This is a genomic window from Desulfocurvus sp. DL1XJH-121 (assembly GCF_054819825.1).
Window position 1 is genome coordinate 38,700 of record NZ_JBTVWW010000018.1, and the last position, 14,695, is coordinate 53,394.

General features: G+C 66.2%; 10 protein-coding genes. 1 reads left to right on the plus strand and 9 read right to left on the minus strand.

Annotated features, from left to right (window positions below):
• Window positions 1-359: 359 nt before the first annotated feature.
• The 9 genes from ACYYG1_RS12610 to ACYYG1_RS12650 all read right to left on the minus strand — a co-directional run bounded on the left by ACYYG1_RS12610 (window position 360) and on the right by ACYYG1_RS12650 (window position 12,334).
• On the minus strand, window positions 360-3,047 hold the full coding sequence (locus ACYYG1_RS12610; protein WP_461210676.1) for a molybdopterin-dependent oxidoreductase: 2,688 nt from the start codon (window positions 3,045-3,047) through the stop codon (window positions 360-362).
• A 16-nt stretch (window positions 3,048-3,063) separates the two neighbouring features.
• On the minus strand, window positions 3,064-4,005 hold the full coding sequence (locus ACYYG1_RS12615; RefSeq protein ID WP_461210677.1) for a radical SAM protein: 942 nt from the start codon (window positions 4,003-4,005) through the stop codon (window positions 3,064-3,066).
• A 35-nt stretch (window positions 4,006-4,040) separates the two neighbouring features.
• Window positions 4,041-5,156 carry an ABC transporter ATP-binding protein gene (locus tag ACYYG1_RS12620; protein WP_461210678.1) on the minus strand — a complete coding sequence of 372 codons (1,116 nt, stop codon included), beginning with the start codon at window positions 5,154-5,156 and terminating at the stop codon, window positions 4,041-4,043.
• Window positions 5,156-6,271 carry an ABC transporter ATP-binding protein gene (locus tag ACYYG1_RS12625; RefSeq protein WP_461210679.1) on the minus strand — a complete coding sequence of 372 codons (1,116 nt, stop codon included), beginning with the start codon at window positions 6,269-6,271 and terminating at the stop codon, window positions 5,156-5,158. The genes ACYYG1_RS12620 and ACYYG1_RS12625 overlap by 1 nt, the downstream gene beginning before the upstream one ends.
• Window positions 6,268-7,128: a carbohydrate ABC transporter permease gene (locus tag ACYYG1_RS12630; protein ID WP_461210680.1), complete on the minus strand. Its 861-nt coding sequence runs from the start codon at window positions 7,126-7,128 to the stop codon at window positions 6,268-6,270. The genes ACYYG1_RS12625 and ACYYG1_RS12630 overlap by 4 nt, the downstream gene beginning before the upstream one ends.
• On the minus strand, window positions 7,129-8,064 hold the full coding sequence (locus ACYYG1_RS12635; protein WP_461210681.1) for a carbohydrate ABC transporter permease: 936 nt from the start codon (window positions 8,062-8,064) through the stop codon (window positions 7,129-7,131).
• Window positions 8,065-8,132: 68 nt separating this feature from the next.
• On the minus strand, window positions 8,133-9,698 hold the full coding sequence (locus ACYYG1_RS12640) for an extracellular solute-binding protein (protein WP_461210682.1): 1,566 nt from the start codon (window positions 9,696-9,698) through the stop codon (window positions 8,133-8,135).
• A gap of 62 nt (window positions 9,699-9,760) precedes the next feature.
• The gene (locus ACYYG1_RS12645; protein WP_461210683.1) at window positions 9,761-10,861 is read right to left on the minus strand and encodes a C45 family autoproteolytic acyltransferase/hydrolase; all 1,101 of its coding nucleotides are present in this window, start codon (window positions 10,859-10,861) and stop codon (window positions 9,761-9,763) included.
• A gap of 102 nt (window positions 10,862-10,963) precedes the next feature.
• The gene (locus tag ACYYG1_RS12650; protein WP_461210684.1) at window positions 10,964-12,334 is read right to left on the minus strand and encodes a glutamine synthetase family protein; all 1,371 of its coding nucleotides are present in this window, start codon (window positions 12,332-12,334) and stop codon (window positions 10,964-10,966) included.
• A gap of 380 nt (window positions 12,335-12,714) precedes the next feature.
• Between ACYYG1_RS12650 and ACYYG1_RS12655 the strand changes: the two genes are divergently transcribed.
• On the plus strand, window positions 12,715-14,577 hold the full coding sequence (locus ACYYG1_RS12655) for a hybrid sensor histidine kinase/response regulator (protein WP_461210685.1): 1,863 nt from the start codon (window positions 12,715-12,717) through the stop codon (window positions 14,575-14,577).
• Window positions 14,578-14,695 lie beyond the last annotated feature (118 nt).

The window sequence follows — 14,695 nt, forward strand, 5'->3', positions numbered from 1 at the left end:
TGTGCGAGTGCAAGGCGCAAGGGAAATGCGAGACCGACGCGTATCCCAATACGCGAGGGTTTGCATTTCCCGCGGCAACGCAGCAATCGTGCGTTTTGGGACAGCCTGAAAATTGACTAGAGACAGGCGGGACTTTTGAGGGGAGGGGAGAAGCCCTTCATGAGGCCCGCCGCCCGGAGGCATCCGGGCAACGCGCCGAAGGCCGCGGACGCCGTGTCCGCGGCCTTGTGCGTGCTGCGAAATGTGGAAAGGCACTACCGGCGTCCTTCGCTGGGGTCCCGAGGCGCACCGCGAGGAAAGACGAATCCCCGCCGCGGCGAACCGCAGACTAGCCCCCGGACCGGCAAAAGAAAAGCGCGCTACGGGCGGTCCTTGCGGGCCAGATCCAGCCAGACGTCGGCCACCTTGCGGCAGAATTCCTCGGAACGGGCGGTGAGCAGGGCCAGGTCCGCCTGGAACTCGCCAAAGAATTCCGCGTCGTACCTGTGCGCGTAGCGGGCGAACTCGCCCTCCTCGTCCTTTTGCAGCAGTTCGATCCAGGCGGCCACGGTGGGCGGGTCCGCCTCCAGATGGAACTGGAAGCCGTAGGAGGCCCTGCCCACGCGGAAGGCCTGGTTGGGGCAGGCCGCGCCGCGCACCAGGAGAGCGGCCTCCGGGGGCAGGGAAAAGGTGTCCTGGTGAAATTCCATGAGCCGCGGCAGGGGCAGGGCCGGGGCCAGCACCGGATCCTCGCCGCCCTCGGCGGTGGCCTCCAGGGCCGTGAACCCGTATTCCAGGTCGCCCATGGCCGCTGGCTGCCCGCCATGGGCCCGGGCCAGGAGCTGGCAGCCCAGGCAGATGCCCGCCACGGGCCTGCCCGCCGCGTCAAAGGCGCGCATCAACTCCAGCAGCCGAGGGAAATGGGGCGAGGGCCCGTCGTCGAAGGCGTGCTGCGGCCCGCCCAGGACCACCAGGGCGTCGTACCCGTCCGGGTTCGCGGGCAGGGCGTCGCCGTTTTCCGGCCAAAGGGTGGTCAGCTCCGCGCCCCGGCGCTCCAACTGCTTGCAGAAGTTGCCCCCGGGCGCACGGTCGCAGTGCTGGACCACCAGCACCCGGGCCCGCTCCCCGGCGCACGGAGCCACGGACACGCAGGACTCGTAGTACGGGGTGCCGTTGCCCACCTTGCTGGCCAGGTCCCTGGTCAGGCGGTTCAGGCCGTGCCCGGCCTTGGCCCAGCCTCCGCGCTCGGCCACCACCACGCCCGGGCGCTGGTCCGGGTCCGTGCGCAGCAGGGCCGTGGTCCGGCCATGCAGGCTCGAGACCTCCACGGGCGCCCCGGATTCCAGGCCCAGGGCCCCGGCGTCGACGGCGTTCATGGTTATCTCGGGCAGGGCCGTGTGCTCGGCCATGGTCCGCTCGGAGCAGATGTAGCCGTGGGCCGCGATGGTCAGGAAGCGGAAGGGATACTCGGGCGGGCAGTCCGCGAGGTTGGCGGGCTCCAGCTCGGTGATGAAACGGTATTTGCCCGAGGGCGTGGGGAACACGCCGCCCTCGTAGGGCACCATGGGCGCGGGCAGGCGGTAGGCGCACTCGCGCAGCTCGTCCAGGGATACGCCCAGGTCCAGCACGGGCTTGAGCAGCAGTTGGAACCATTCCTCCGCGCTCTTGCGAAACTCCTCGGCGAACGCGAAGCGCGCGGCCAGGCCGTGGAACATCTCGAATTCGGAGCGGCACTCGCCCACGGGCTCGATGGCCCTGTTCACGGGCCCAACGAAGTTGTGCCCGTAGCTGCCCATGAAGTCGTCCTCCTCCAGGAAGGTCGTTGCGGGCAGGAAGACGTCGGCGAGGTCCGAGGTGTCGTCCAGGAAGTGACCGGAATAGACGATGAACTCGGCCTTTTTGAAGGCCCGGGCCACCTTGTCCGCGTTGGGGGCCATGCACACGGGGTTGGCCGCGGTGACCACGATCATGCGGATGGCCGGGTCCGTGGCCGCCAGCAGTTCCTCGCCCACCGTGGGCATGAGCAGGGTGCGCCGGTCCGGGTGCAGGTGGTCGCCCCACCATTGCTCGTCGTAGGCCCCGTATTCCTCGAAGCCCTGGCTGACCCCGCCCCCGGGCGCGCCCAGCAGGCCCGCCACGGCGCCCAGGGCGTCCACGCAACGGATGGAATAGTCGGCGTACTCGTAGCGGTGCAGGCCCCAGCCCATGAGGATGGACGTGGGCCGCTGGGTCATGAGGGTTTCGGCCAGGTACTCGGCGTCATCCACGGACACCCCGGCCCGGGCGCAGAGGTCGTCCACCTCGTAGCGATCCAGGATGGACCGGTACTCGGCCCAGCCCTCGGTGCGATTTTCCAGGAATTCGCGGTCCTCGGCCCCGGCGGCCAGCACGAGCTTGGCCGCGGCCATGGCCAGGAAGCAGTCCCGGCCCGGATGCGGGGCGATGTGCCGCTCCGCCAGCTGGACCGAGCGGCTGGCCGCCGGGTCCACCAGGATGACCCGGCCCCCGCGCTTCCTGATGTCGCGAATGATGGGCACCAGGCTGATGTTGGTGGACACGGGGTTGCGGCCCCAGAGGATCATGGAGGCGCTGTTGTAGTGGTCCAGGGGGTCGTGGGACACGCGGTCGCCCACGTCCAGGTTCTGGGAGCCCTGGCCCGCGCCCCCGCACAGGGACCCGCGAAGCGTTGTCACCGGCCCGAAGAGATTGAAGAAATACTTGTTCAGCAGCTTCAGGGCCGTGCGCTCGCCGTAGCCCTGGTAGTAGAGGATGGACTCGGGCCCGGTCTCGGCGGCGATGTCCTGCATGCGCTGGGCCACGAGGTCCAGGGCCTCGTCCCAGGAAGCGCGCTCGAACACGCCGTTCCTGCGGATCAGGGGATGGGTGACGCGCTCGGGATTGTACACGCGGCGCACGTACTTGGCGGCCTTGTGGCAGGCCACGCCCCGGGTCAGGGGATGGTCCGGATCGCCCGCGAGCTTCACCAGGCGGCCGTTGTCCACGGTGGCCACCAGGCCGCAGGTGTTGGCGCAGTCGCGCGTGCAGGTGGTGACGACGGTCTTCTTCATCTTCAACTCTGTTGCCTCACTCGTTGTCCGCGCTCCCGGCCCGGCGCAGGGCCATGCACCCGCCCTGGCAGCGGCGCATAAAATCCCGACAGTCCAGGCAGTTCTGGGACACGTTCCTGCTGCGCAGGGGCCGGACCATTTCCGCGAAATGCCACATCAGGGCCCGCTGGTCCGCAAAGGCGGTGATGTCGGGCACGGCCATGTCCCGCAGGGGCAGGCAGTAGGACGCGGACAGGTCCGGATGCACGTCCATGGACGGATGGCAGATGCCCGTGAACTTCATGGACGCCCGCTCCAGGTAGCTGCGGTCCTCGTCACGCAGGTCGCAGAGTCGCACGCTGCAGTCAAGGCCCGTGCGCACGCCCCGGGCCTCGCAGGCCTTCACGAAGCCCACGATGTGGGCCATGATCCCGCGCGTGTCCTCCAGGGTGAAATGATCGTTTCCCCGCCCCCCGCTGGGCCGCGAGATGTCGTAGCGCACGCTGTCCACCCCGTAGCGCTCGCAGCCCTCCAGCAGATAGTCGTAGGCCATGTACGCGGCCGAGAAGTTCTTGGAGAAGGTCAGGTGCGCGCCCAGGTCCCGCAGGCGGGAGAGATTGGCGTGCAGCTGTTCGGACTGGGCCCCGGCGTACAGGGAGGGGTCGTTGTAGTTGACCACGAAATTGGACACCAGGGGGGCCAGCTCGTCGGCCAGCCCGTCGGGGAACAGGCCGTTGGTGAACAGCACCGCGGCGGTGCCCGCGTCCACGGTCTCGGCGATCATCTCCACCAGCCGGGGATGCAGGGTGGGCTCCCCGCCGATGAAGGCCACGCTGGGCATCCCGGCCCCGCGCATCCAGGCCAGCAGCCTCGCGAAGTTCTCGGGGCTCAGGTCGTCGGGGTATTCCGTATGCAGCTCCCTGGCGAAGCAGTAGGAGCAGGCCAGGTTGCAGCGATAGGTCACGAATATATTGATCATTATACTCTCTGGCCCCGGGAGCCCGGGGTCCGGCCTCAGTCCGCGGCCAGGCGCCGGCCGCTGTGCGGGTCAAAGGCCAGCAGGCGCGACGGCTCGGCCAGCTCCAGGCCCACGGCCTGGTCCAGGCTCATTTCGCGGGCCTCGGCGGTGGGCACGGTGAGGCGCAGTTCGGCGTGGTCGTTGCTCACGGTGAGCACGGACTTGGGGCCCAAGGGCTCGACGTCGCTGAGCAGGCCCCGGATGGGCGCGGAATCCGCATCCGCCACCAGCAGGTTCTCAGGGCGCAGCCCCAGGTCGAAGTCCTGGTCCGTACCGCCGAACACGGCGGCCAGATGCCCGGGCATGGGCAGGTCCGCCCCGGCGAAGTCCAGCCGTCCGTCCCGGCTCCGCGCGGGCAGCAGGTTGATCTCCGGCGCGCCCACAAAGCGGGCGGTCTCGGCGTCCACGGGGTCGTCGTACAGGGTCTGGGGATCGGCGATCTGCACCACCCTGCCCTGCTGCAGCATGACCACGGTGTCCGCGATGGCCATGGCCTCGTTGAAATCCGGGGTGGCCATGAGGAAGGTGTAGCCCTGCTCCTGCTGCATGCGCCGAAGCTCCGTGCGCAGCTCGGCCCGCAGCTTGGCGTCCAGGCTGGACAGGGGTTCGTCCAGCAGGAACAGGTTGGGCGTGCGGATCAGGGCGCGGCCCAGGGCGATGCGCTGGCGCTCGCCGCCGCTCATGGTCTTGGGCAGGCGGTCCAGGATGTGGGCGATTTGCAGGGTCTTGGCCACGGCGGCCACGCGCTCCTTGATGACCTCCGGGGACTCCTTGCGGATGACCAGGGGGCTGGCGATGTTGGCGTAGCCGGACTTGTTGGGATACAGGGCCAGGTTGTCGAAGATCATGGCCACGTTGCGGTCCTTGGGCTCCCAGCCCAGGACATCCTGGCCCGAGAGCAGGACGCGGCCCTCGTCGGGCACGTCCAGACCCGCGATCATGCGCAGGGTCGTGGTCTTGCCCGCGCCCGCCGGACCCAGGATGACCACCAGGGAGGCCGGGGGCACCTCGAAGCTCACGTCCGCGAGGGCCGGTTTGCCGTGGAAGCTTTTGCTCAAGCCCTCTATGGCAAGCACCGGGGGCGTCGTTTCGCTGTTCGCCGCCTGGTTCATCACGCATCCCTCGCGGTCACATGCAGGTCCACCCTGCGGTTGCTGTCCCCGCCGAAGAAGAACAGGGAGTCATAGTCCACGGCCAGGCCCACGGTCTGGCCCTGGCGGATGTCCACGCCCGACGGGGCCACGCACTTCAGCGGCTCCCTGGCCACCTCCACGGTGACCACGCATTCGGGGCCCCGGGGCTCCACCACCTTGACCTCGCCGTGCAGCGGGGCCTCGCCGGGGGCGGCCAGGCGCAGGGACTCGGGCCGAATGCCGAGAATGAAATAGTCCTTGGACGGCTCGGCCATGGACGCGGGCAGGGTCAAAGGCAGGGAGAACCCGCTCTTGACGAAGGCCGCTCCGGCCTCGTCCTTCTGGAACCGGCCCCAGAGCAGGTTCATGGGCGGGGAGCCCAGGAACCCGGCCACGAAGCTGTGGTCCGGCTGCTCGCAGATCTTCGCGGTCTCCTCCAGCTGCAGGATGTGCCCCGCGTTCATCACGGCGATACGGTCGGCCAGGGACAGGGCCTCCACCTGATCGTGGGTCACGTAGATGATGGTCAGGCCGATCTCCTTGGCCAAACGGCGCAATTCCTTGCGCATGGCCAGGCGCGCGGCGGACTCCAGGTTGGACAGGGGCTCGTCCAGGAGCAGGATCTCGGGCTTGGTGACCAGGGTGCGGCCGATGGCCACGCGCTGCAGCTCGGACCCGCCGAGCTCCCGGGCCCGGGCGTCCAGGCGGTCGCCCATGCCCAACAGCTCCGCCACCTCGTCCACGGCCTTGTCGATCTCGTTCTTGCCCTTGCCGCGCACCTCCAGGCCGAAGGCCAGGTTCTTGCGCACGGTCATGGAGGTGAACACGGCGTAGTCCTGGAACACCAGGCCCACGTTGCGCTTGCCCGCCGGGACGCCCACCACGGACTTGCCGTCGATCTGGATGTCCCCGGAGGTGGGGTTTTCCAGGCCCACGATCATGTTCAGGGTGGTGGACTTGCCGCAGCCCGAGGAGCCGAGGAGCGCCACGGTCTCGCCCGCGTTGATGGACAGGTCGATGTCGTCCACGGCAACCACGGAGCCGTCCTCGTACTCCTTGCGCAGGGAGACCAGTTCGAGTTTGGGCCTGCTCATTGCTTGATCGCTCCGAAGGTCATCCCCCGGGCCAGATGACCCTGGATCTTGTAGCCCACCAGGACCAGGGGGACCATGGCCAGGACGGCCAGGGCCGCCTGCACGCCGTAGAGGGTCCCGGCCGTGGCCGTGACGTACTTGGCGAGCTGCACGGGGATGGTGTTGATGTTGGAATAGGCGAGCACCAGGGCGAACATGAACTCCGACCAGTTCAGGATGAAGATGAACATGGTGGTGGCGAACAGCCCGCCCTTGATCAGGGGAATGGTCACCGTGAGATGGGCCGCCAGCTTGGAGCGACCGTCGATCATGGCCGCCTCCTCGATCTCCCGGGGCAAATCGTCCAGGAAGCTCTTGAGCATCCAGGTGGAGAACGGCAGGGTCACGGCCACGTAGATGGCCACCAGGCCCACGTAGCTGTCGATGAGCCCGATGTTGGAAAAAATGATCACGAAGGGCACGGCGATGGCCGCGGGCGGGAACATCCGGCCCGAGAGGATGATCAGCGGCGTGGCCTTGGAGTTGTTGCCGTAGCGCGAGATGCCGATGGCCGAGAACAGGCCGATGACCACGGACAGCACCGTGGAGGTGACGGCCGCCAAGAGCGAGCCGAACACGGCCTTGGTGGCCGACTGGCTCACGCCGCCCACCCCGTATTTGCCCAGGGCCTCGGGGTCGAACAGGGTCTGGAAGTTGACCATGGTGGGCTCCGAGGGAACCCAGATGGCCGGGGAGGCGTTCCAGTCCGTGGGCGGCTTGATGGCCGTCATCAGCACCCAGAACACCGGGAACAGCACCAGGATCAGGGCCGCGCCCATGATGACCATCTGCAGGGGGGAGAGTTTCTTGGCCTGCATCTAGCGGCCCTCCAGGAGTTGGTTGCGCACCGGAGCGAGCAACAGGTGCACCAGCGCCAGGGAGCCCACCAGCACGATGAAGGCCGCGGCCGCGCCGTAGGCCAGCTGGAAATCGTTGAAGGCCAGCTTGTAGATGTACAGGCTGATGGTTTCCGTGGACGAGCTCGGGCCGCCGCGCGTGAGCATGAAGACCTCGTCGAAGAGCTTGATGATCTCCATGGAGCGGATGACGAAGGCCACGATGATCACGGGCTTGAGCATGGGCATGATCACCCGCCAGAAGACCTGGCGCGGGCTGGCGCCCAGGATGACCGCCGCGCGCACCGGGTTCTCGGGCACGGAATTCAGCCCCGAAAGCAGGATCAGGAAGAACAGGGGCGTCCAGTGCCAGACCTCGGTGACCACGACCGCGAACAGGGCCGCCGGAGCGCTCTTGAACCAGTCCAGGGACGCCTGGGCCCCGAACAGGAACTCCAGGATCTGGTTGATGGGCCCGTTGGACTGGAAGAGCATCCAAAAGATGTAGCCCACCACCACGGGCAGGATCATCATGGGCGTGAGAAACGCGGAGAACAGGAAGCTCTTGCTGCGGAAATCGCGCATGAACAGCACCGCCAGGCCCAGGCCGAAGGCGAACTCCAGGCTCAGGCAGATGGCGGAGATGAGCAGGGTGCGGATGACCGCGTACACGAAGCGCGTGTCCCAGATGAGCAGCTCGCTGTAGTTCTCGAAGCCCACGAAGCTGGCGTCGAACAGCGAGCCGCGCGTGGGCGACCAGTCCGTGAAGCTCATGTACAGGGCCACCAGAAGCGGCATCACCAGGACCAGCACTGACACGGCCTGGCCCGGCACCGTGAAGATGCGGGCGATGGCCTTGTTGGAGAGGCCCTTCCTGGCCGGCGCGGCCTGGGCGGAAGTGGTTACAGAATCCGTCACGTTCTTTGTCCTTGCCGCCCCCCGGGCGGGGTCGCCCGGGGGAGCGGCTGGGGGTTATGGTTGCTCGTTTAGCTCCAGGTATCCGCGCCGCTGGCCTTCCTGATGGGCTCGGCCAGGTTCTTGGCCAGGGCCAGCCAGGACTTCCTGACCTTTTCCTTGCCGATGCGGCGCGTGATGCGCTCGAAGGAGTGGGCCGCGGCGTCCAGGGCCTCCTTGGGCTTCTTGGAGCCGGTCATGCAGGCGTGGACCTGCTTGTCCAGGGCGTCCTGGTACTCGAAGCCGCCGGGCAGGCAGAAATCGGGCACGGTGTTGACCATGTTGTTGTACAGGGTCTCCAAGTACTCGGGGGAGTAGGTGTCGATGAGGCGCTTGGTGGGGGCCTTCATGTGGTTGACACGGTAGGGGTCGGAGTAGCCGCCTAGGTACGGGATGGCGTCGGCGCCGATGGTCGGCGAGGTCATCCACTGGGCGTAGGCGTAGGCCAACTCGGGGTTGGCCGAGTACTTGGACACGGCGTAGCCGTAGCCCCAGCAAAACATGCCCGCGTAGAGCTTGGTGCCGTCCCTGGTGTAGTCCGCGGGCATCACCGTGGCGGCGATGTTGCCGGTGGTGGCGGGGCCGGTGGACGGAGCCTTGGAGTACTTGAAGCCCGAGGGCCAGACGATGTTCATGAAGCCCTCGCCCCGGCCGAAGGCGTTGTAGTTGGACGACCAAGTGAAGCTGAAGGCGTCGGGGTGCAGGTAGGGGTTCATGGCCAGCATGTCTTCCAGCGCGGCCACGCCCTCGTCGGAGTTGAAGGTCGGGTTCATGTCCCCGTCGAAGTACAGGCGGCCCTTGGACACCAGGCGCTGCATGAACATCCACTTCACGTAGTAGGGCGAGCGGTACTCCAGGCTGCCGTAGAAACCATTGGCCGGATCGTGCATGAACTGGGCGAGCTCGAAGTACTCCTTCCAGGTGTCGGGCACGGCCAGCTTGCGGCCGAACTTGTCCTCGAAGGCCTTGGCCTTCTTCTCGTTCTCCAGGTGGTCCTTGCGGCAAAGCAGGGTGATCTGGTCGCCGTCGTTGAGCAGGCCGGCCACGCGGCCGTTGTACAGCTGCGCGTGGTGGCTGGCCGGGAAGACCACGCCCCACTCGGGGTGGAAGAGCTCGGGGTCGTACTTCTCGGTCCAGTCGGTGAGGTCGTAGATCACGCCGGAGTCGATCCAGTCCGGGTAGGACATGGCCGTGGGCATCATCACGTCGTAGCGGCCGGTCTTGGCCACGGCTTCCTGCATGCCCTTGGTGTGCACGACCTCGTCGGGCTCCTCGATGAACTCCAGGTCGATGCCCAGCTCGTTCTTCCACTTGTCCACGTAGGGGGTCATGTTGCCGATGGAGCCCGTGGGGATGAGCAGGGTCAGCTTCTTCTTGGTGGCCTTGGCAGCGGCGACCTTGGCCAGCTCCCAGGCGCGCTCCTCGGCGCCGCCGATGGCCGCGAAGGCCTTGACCGCGCCCATGGGCGACAGGCTCACGGCGTTGGCCACGAAGGCGGACACGCCGAGCACGGTCATCTGCTTGAGGAACTTGCGGCGGCTCAGCAAGCCGGCGTCAAACTCTTCCAATGCCTTGTCGATCTTATGGTTCTTTTTCATGGGAGACACCTCTCTCGGTCAAAAGGGGAAATATTCAGCCGTCCGACACTATACGTTCGCCGCTACAGGGAGTGGCGCTCATATCCGTTTTCGCAGGGGTTGCCCGGGCAGATCTCGCACCAGCCGGCCTCGGGATCCATGACCACGCCGAACACGGTGTGGAAGGCCGTGTTTTCGCCCTCCCCCGGGAAGCCGTGGGCGCAGATGCAGCTGGGGTGGTTGGTGTGGTCGCGGGTCAGCTCCTTGAGCAGCTCGGGGGTCAGCCCGCCGCGGTGGCGCGCCAGGAACGCGTCGGCCACCTGCTTGCGGACCATGGACCCGCCGTGGGAAAGCCAGCCCGGGGTCTCGAAGTCGCGCATGCGGCCGCCCACGTAGTGGTTGGTGTGGGCGATGGCCCCGTCGATGGGCAACAGTTCGTAGCGCGCGGCCGAGGTCTCGGCGCAGAAGGCCACCCCGTCGCCCGCCAGCTGGTAGTTGATGCCCGTGGCCCGGGGGCTGAAGATCATGGCCCCCAGGGCGTCGCCCACGCGCTCGGCGGCCAGGGCCTTGCGCATCACGAAGGGGTAGATGACCCCGGGCCGGGCGTCCGTGGCCACGACCTTGTTGATCACCGCGCCGATCCCGGCGGAATTCATGCCCACCAGGCCCAGCACGCCCGCGAAGCTCAGCACCAGGGCACGGGGGCCGTGTTCGGGGCTGACCCGCAGCAGGCAGAGGAACTTTTCGTAGTACTTCTCCATGTCGAAGGTCTGGCCGATGTAGGCCCGGCCGTCGGCGGAGGCGCCGCCCGTGACGTTGAAGGTGGTGCAGCCCCAGAGCCTGTCGGGCAGCACGCGGGCGCCCAGCCCGGGCGCGCGCAGGTCCTCCAGCTCCAGGAAGCAGTTCAGATACAGGATGTCGTCGAAGGGCAGCTCGGCCCCGTCGGCGATGCCGCACATCTCGGCCACCAGGTCCGGGGAGAACTTCTCCATGAAGCCCAGGTTCTTGCGGCACAGGGCCGTCAGGGAGGAGGCGTCCACCCTGAGCAGGGAGTTGTTCTCCTGGTGCACGGCGGTCACCGAGGCGGCGAATTCACGGATCAGGGCCTTCATGGCCTTGCCGTGGGCCAGGCCCATCTCGTAGGGCGTCCCGGTCAGTTCGACGACCGGAAGGGATGCGGACATGTTCTGTGTCTCCATTGCTCGATATGGCGTTGCGTCGGGCCCCGGGCGGGGGCGCGGAAGAAATCCGGCGATCCTTCCGCGCCCCTCACGGGAGGTGCCTGATCACAGAAGCTCCATGTAGTAGTCCCATTCCCAGGGATCCACGCGGTTGTTGAACTCCGGGGTGCCGTAGTCCTTGAGATGCTCCCGGGCGTTGGCCACCTCGAATTTCTTCACGGCCGTCACCAGCTTGATGAACTCGGGGTGCAGGACGGAGTGCAGGTCCGTGTCCTTCTCGAACTCGGCCACGGCCTCGTCCAGGGTGAAGGGCAGCCGGGGCAGGTCGTCGCGCTCATAGGCGATGTCCGTGACCGGGGCGGGCAGCGCGGGCTTGGACTTGATGCCCTCCAGCCCGGCGGCCAGGGTGGATAGGGCCTGCAGGTAGGGGTTGGCCCCGCCGCAGGCCAGGCGGTTCTCTAAATGCGTGCTCTCGCCGCGGCAGCCCTTCAAGCGGATGCCCACGGTGCGGTTCTCCATGCCCCAGGTGGCGGTGTGCGGGGCGAAGGAGTTCACGCGGTAGCGCTTGTAGCAGTTGATGGTCGGCGCGGTGAACACGGTGTTGGCCCGGGCGTGCTTGAGCAGCCCGGCCAGGAAATCGCGCGCCAGGGACGTGAGCCCGTACTCGGCGTCGGGATCGTTGAAGGCGTTCCTGCCGGTCTTCTTGTCGATGAGGCTGACGTGGAAGTGGGCGCCCGACGCGCTGGAGTCGATGAAGGGCTTGGTCATCCAGGTGGCGATGTAGCCGTGCTGGAGGGAGATTTCCTTGGCTCCCATCTTGTAGAGGAAGGCGGTGTCGGCCGCGGCCAGGCCGTCCTTGTAGTAGAGATTGATCTCCTGCTGGCCCGGGCCGTGCTCGGAGTTCTGGGTGATGATGCGCACCCCGGCCTGGTCCATCTTGCGCATCAGGTCGTAGGTGTAGTCCAGGTCGAAGTTGTTCTTCAGCGTCACGAAGATGGGCTGGCCGGTGTACACGGGCTCGCGGGTGTCCTTGTTCAGGACGTAGAACTCGAACTCGTAGCCCAGGCGGCAGATGTAGCCCATGGCGTCGAACTCATCGATGAGCTTCTTCAAGAGCAGGCGCGGAGAGGCCATGGCCGGGCGGCCGTCGTACCAGTAGGGATCCACGGTGATGTTGGCGGTGTTGGGCACCCAAGGCAGCACCGTGAAGGTGGAGAGGTCCGGCACCGTGCAGTGGTCCTCGAAGGCCACCTCCTCGGCGTAGCCCGTGCCCGTGGGCACCATGGACTGGATGTCCAGCCCCAGCAGCCCGCCGTAGAAGTTCAGCCCGTTCTCCACATAATCCATGAAGCAGCTGACAGGCACGGTCTTGCTCCGGGACACGCCGTACAGGTCGGCCTGCTCGAAGCGGATGAACTGGATGTCGTTGTCCCTGATCTGTTTCTTGATGATGTCTAAGGCGCTGGACTTGGACACTGGCGTAGCCTCTCGTTGCTGGTTTAGTTTTACTTTTTTGTAAACAGTTTTCCAAGAAATTCTGCTCAATTTTGTTAATCTACTCCATTATAGTATCAAAACTCGTGCCACAGACACCGGATTTCCCATTTTTCCTATCAGAACAGGCCTTCCCGACCTAGGGCACCCATGAGGCCAAAGACAAAACGACAGCGAAAGAGCCTGTTTTCTCATTTGTAAGAATCAAATTTTAAAAAATGAGAATTAGTTTTTTAAAAATGAATTATTTAATTCTTTAATTACAGTATATTATCTCATAAACTCGCTCTTGCGTTTTTCCTGGGGCTGGAATATAGAGTGAATATTCTATAATTGTAAAAACAATCCAACGGACCCTGCCCATGACCTCGACCTTCCTGCGTTTCGCCGAGCACAGCCCCACCCCCCTGGCCGCCATGGGCCTGGACGGCAGGCTGTCCTGGGCCAACCAGGCCCTGCGGGACCTGCTCCGGGACGAGAACGGCAAGACGCCGCTGCCCCTGCTGCCGCCGTCCCTCACGGAGCAGGCCGTAAAGGAAGCAGCCCTGGTGGCCGAGGAAGGCGAACGCACTTTCACCTGGGAGGGGGACACGGGCGCGGGCAAGCGCCGCTGCCTGCTGTATAGGCTGGTGCAGGGGAACGGGGACACGCCCCTGATAGTGGAGATATGGGACCAGGACTCCGTGCCGGTCCTCAGGCACAAGCTCAAGGCCGAGCGCACGCGGGCCAGGAAGGCCCAGCTCCTGGCCGAGCGCGAGCGCAAGCTGTTCTTCGAGGTCGTGGACGAGCTGCCCGTGTTCGTCTACATGCAGCGCCGCGACTACAGCGTGGCCTTCGCCAACAAGAAGACCATCAATTTCTACGGGGACACGGCCGGCAGGCGCTGCTACGAGGTCTTCGGCGGCCTCACCGCTCCCTGCCCCCACTGCCCCACCTTCCGGGTCTTCGACACGGGCAAGCCCGTGGACTGGCAGTTCACGGACAACAACGGCCGCATCTTCCACATCTACGACTATCCCTTCGAGGACAGCGACGGCGAGCCCCTGGTCATGGAGCTGGGCTTCGACATCACGGAGCTCAAGCGCGTGGAGCGCGAGCTCCTGCAGGCCCAGAAAATGCGGGCCATCGGCGTGCTGGCCGGGGGCATCGCCCACGACCTGAACAACAACCTCGTGCCCATCATCTTCAATACGGACCACGTGCTGGGCAAGATATCGGACCCCGCCCTGGCCGAACCCCTGGAGGAGGCCCTGCGCGCGGCCTACAAGGCCGCCGACCTGGTGGAGCAGGTCCTGGAGTACAGCCGCCAGCAGAACGTGACCCGCGAGCCCCTGAACCTCACGCCCCTGGCCCAGGAGAACCTGGCCCTGCTCCAGGCGTCGCTGCCCGACAGCGTGGCCCTCACGGTGGACTACCGCGCGGACCAGGACTGCATTTCAGCCAACCCCTCCCAGATCCAGCAGCTGATCCTGAACCTCTGCCGCAACGCGGTGCAGGCCATGCCCGGCGGCGGGACCCTCAGGGTGGGCATCGGCAACGAGCGCGTGGAGTCGCTCAAGGACACGCCCCTGCCCGGCCTGGGCCTCGGGGAATACGTGGTGCTCTCGGTGTCCGACACGGGCCACGGCATCGCCCCGGAGAACATCGAGCGCATCTTCGAGCCCTTCTACACCAGCAAGAAGAAGAGCGGCGGCACGGGCATGGGCCTGGCCGTGGTCCACGCCATCGCCGAATGCAGCGGCGGCCGCATCCACGTTCAGAGCGCCGAGGGGCAGGGCACGCGGTTCACGGTCTACCTGCCCTGCGTGCGGCCCCTGGAGCAGAAGAACGCGCGGACCGAGGCCGAGGCCCCGCCCCGCAACACGGGCCGCCTGCTCCTGGTGGACGACGACGCCGGGGCGCTCAAGGCCATGCAGCGGGTGCTGCGCGACGCGGGCTTCACGGTGTTCACGGCGGACACCGGCGAGGAGGGGCTGAAGGAATTTTTCCGCGCCAAGGGCCGCTACGACCTGGTGGTCACGGACCAGTCCATGTCCGGCATGAGCGGCATGGACATGGCCGCGCGCATCCTGGACCACGACCCCGGCTGCCGGGTGGTCATCTGCACGGGCCACGTGAAGCCCAGCCTCCAGGCCCGCGCCGAGGAGGCGGGCGTGGCCGGGTTCCTGATGAAACCCACCAGCCCAAAATCCCTGGTGGAGAACGTTCTCCGGTACTGCCGCTAGCAGGCCGTTGAAAAACAGCAATCTGCTGCGTTGCTGCGAAAAATTCAAACCCTCGCGTACGGGGAGTACCCGTCGGCCTTGAATTTTTCTAGCGACTTGCATCTCACTATTTTTGAAC

Bases quoted from the DNA above. Each gene is read 5' to 3' on its own strand.
- ACYYG1_RS12610 (WP_461210676.1), bottom strand. From the start codon at position 3,047: ATGAAGAAGACCGTCGTCACCACCTGCACGCGCGACTGCGCCAACACC.
- ACYYG1_RS12615 (WP_461210677.1), bottom strand. From the start codon at position 4,005: ATGATCAATATATTCGTGACCTATCGCTGCAACCTGGCCTGCTCCTAC.
- ACYYG1_RS12620 (WP_461210678.1), bottom strand. From the start codon at position 5,156: ATGAACCAGGCGGCGAACAGCGAAACGACGCCCCCGGTGCTTGCCATA.
- ACYYG1_RS12625 (WP_461210679.1), bottom strand. From the start codon at position 6,271: ATGAGCAGGCCCAAACTCGAACTGGTCTCCCTGCGCAAGGAGTACGAG.
- ACYYG1_RS12630 (WP_461210680.1), bottom strand. From the start codon at position 7,128: ATGCAGGCCAAGAAACTCTCCCCCCTGCAGATGGTCATCATGGGCGCG.
- ACYYG1_RS12640 (WP_461210682.1), bottom strand. From the start codon at position 9,698: ATGAAAAAGAACCATAAGATCGACAAGGCATTGGAAGAGTTTGACGCC.
- ACYYG1_RS12645 (WP_461210683.1), bottom strand. From the start codon at position 10,861: ATGTCCGCATCCCTTCCGGTCGTCGAACTGACCGGGACGCCCTACGAG.
- ACYYG1_RS12655 (WP_461210685.1), top strand. From the start codon at position 12,715: ATGACCTCGACCTTCCTGCGTTTCGCCGAGCACAGCCCCACCCCCCTG.